Genomic DNA, 2,359 nt, shown 5'->3' with positions numbered 1-2,359 from the left:
GTAAGCGTCTAGCAAACCACACCTATTTTTTGAAATTCCATGGTAACAGGCGGTCGATATCAGGGGTTGGTTGGCACAGTTCATCAAGGCAAGCACAGATATAATCAAATGGCATCAAGCCATTGACCTTGGCGGTTTCCACAATACTGTAAAGTGTCGCACTGGCTTGTGCTCCATTCGCCGTTTGGCTAAATAACCAGTTCTTTCGTCCTATCACAAACGGTTTAACTGCACGCTCTGCACGATTGTTATCAAGACTTAATCGCCCATCATCTATATAGCGTATGAGCTTGTGCCATTGGTTAGCTAAGTATTTAACCGCTTCTATCAGCTTGCTGTTACCTACTAAGTTTGCTTGATTTTGCTCTACCCATGTTTTTAGCTTATTAAGGATTGGCAGGCTAACAGATTGCCTTGTGGTGTATTTTTCTTCCACACTTTTATCTTTAAGCCGTGATTCCACGCCATACAGTTTTTGGATAAGGTTCAATACCACATCCGCTTTGCCGGTTTTATTTTTACCTTGTAATTTTTTAGCCTCAATGAACTTACGCCGAGCATGGGCCCAACACCCAATAAGGGTCGCATCTGTTTTGCCATAAGCTTGATAGCCATCAACATGTAAATAACCAGAGTAACCATCAAGGTAATCGACCACGCAGGTAGCCGCGCGACTGTTATGGAAGTCGTAAAGTACGATATTAGGAATGCTATTTTTCGGCTCTGGTGTGTCTCGACCTGAGCAATAGATCCACATGTAACTGTTCACTTTATCGGATTTGACCACTTTTAAGGGGGTTTCATCAGCAAACAACGTGGGCTGTTTTAACAGCTCGGCTTTAAGCTTTTCAACTAATGGCGCGAAGAGTGTGGCTGATTTATCTATCCAACTACTCATGGTCTGACGACTGAGTTCAATACCATATTGCTTAAACATGGATTCTTGGCGATAAAGCGGTAAACCATATTGGTATTTACTGGTGATAAGCTGGGCTAACAAACTTGCCGTTGCAATCCCTTTATTTATTGGCATAGCAGGCATAGCCGCTTGTTTTATCGGGGTGTGAGTCGAGGATTTATCACAATGACGACAGGCGTATTTAGGACGGATATGCTCAATAACTTTGATTTTAGCAGGGATAAACTCAAGCTTTTCTGACTTATCCTCGCCCATTTTATGTAGCTCACCGCCGCAGCAATCGCAGATTTTATTGTCGATATCGTAAATAACCTGCTCTCGCGGCAAGTCTTTTGGTAACGGCTTACGCACAGGCTTTTTGCGGGGCGCCTTAGCGGATTGTTGCTCTGCTTTTACTGCTTCAACAATCTCTTCTACTTCATTAAATAATTCACCCTCGCCCACAAAGCCTTCGGCACTTTTACCGAATTGCTTTTGTTGGGCTAAACGCCAGCGCTCTTCTAATGCCGCAATGTGCGCATCCTTCTGGGCTAACAGTTTTTCAAGTTCAGCAATACGCTGTTTAAGGGCAAGTTCATTTTTCATGGCGCCTATTTTAAGGCATAACGACAGGCTTTCCAGTCCTAAGTGAACTGACATTGATGATCATCAATAGATCTTTCCCATTAAATCATTTGCTTACCGGTCACATCAATATTGCGATGGCCGATGACATCATAACCTGATAATAACCAATGCAATTGTTGCTCGCTTAAGGTCATGGTGGGGGACGTTAGTTTGGGCCATTTGAACCTATTTCTATCTAGTCGCTTATACCACAGCGCAAAGCCAGTTTTATCCCAATAAAGGAGTTTGACTTTATCTCGACCTTTATTACAAAACACAAATAGTGCGCCATTAAACACGGGTAATTCAAGCTCAGCTTCCACCAACGCCGCCAATCCATTAATCGATTTACGGAAATCGACAGCATCGACACATAAATAGACAGTGGGTACCTCGACGAACATCTTCATACTGTCAGCCCTTTAATAATGGTCACGATATCAGCCGTTGCTAAATTGACTGGTAGCGAGAGTTGGCCTGTGCGAGTATCAAACTGCACCGCACTTTGATGAGTTTGGGTGCTGACTTCAGTGGTTTGTTTTACCTGGACAAAGTGAGATGCACCGAGGCCTGGCGTTTGTATTGATACAGGTTGTTTAGGCAGCTTCTCTGCGCGTAAAGCACGATGTTTATAGTAATTGGAGATAGAGATACGATGGTGTTGGCAGAATTGAATATTAGTGCCACTGAAATCGTTACGTTGCTGAAGTAGTTGTTGCCACTGGGCGCTTGTTCTATAGGTTTTCATGATCTGCTCCGAATTTATAATTGAGCAGGTATTTTTAGACAATCAGTACATTGATGCTAGGTGTACTTCGCTAGACGCTTACGGTA

At 43.2% G+C, this 2,359-nt stretch carries 3 protein-coding genes; all 3 read right to left on the bottom strand.

Features of this window, described 5'->3' with window-relative positions:
• Positions 1–22: 22 nt before the first annotated feature.
• Complete coding sequence (tnpC, locus tag MT391_RS20555; protein WP_499499945.1) at positions 23–1,504, bottom strand: IS66 family transposase; 1,482 nt, start codon at positions 1,502–1,504, stop codon at positions 23–25.
• A gap of 80 nt (positions 1,505–1,584) precedes the next feature.
• A complete protein-coding gene (tnpB, locus tag MT391_RS20550) occupies positions 1,585–1,935 on the bottom strand; it encodes an IS66 family insertion sequence element accessory protein TnpB (RefSeq protein WP_499499943.1) in 351 nt (116 codons plus the stop codon).
• Positions 1,932–2,273 carry a hypothetical protein gene (locus tag MT391_RS20545; RefSeq protein WP_499499941.1) on the bottom strand — a complete coding sequence of 114 codons (342 nt, stop codon included), beginning with the start codon at positions 2,271–2,273 and terminating at the stop codon, positions 1,932–1,934. Before MT391_RS20545 ends, tnpB begins: the two co-directional genes overlap by 4 nt.
• Between the last annotated feature and the right edge of the window lie 86 nt (positions 2,274–2,359).

The organism is Vibrio sp. 1-Bac 57 (assembly GCF_037546855.1).
Classification (GTDB): Bacteria; Pseudomonadota; Gammaproteobacteria; order Enterobacterales; family Psychromonadaceae; genus Psychromonas.
This window is presented reverse-complemented; position numbering and strand designations above follow the sequence as displayed.

Bases quoted from the DNA above. Each gene is read 5' to 3' on its own strand.
- tnpC (WP_499499945.1), bottom strand. From the start codon at position 1,504: ATGAAAAATGAACTTGCCCTTAAACAGCGTATTGCTGAACTTGAAAAA.
- tnpB (WP_499499943.1), bottom strand. From the start codon at position 1,935: ATGAAGATGTTCGTCGAGGTACCCACTGTCTATTTATGTGTCGATGCT.
- MT391_RS20545 (WP_499499941.1), bottom strand. From the start codon at position 2,273: ATGAAAACCTATAGAACAAGCGCCCAGTGGCAACAACTACTTCAGCAA.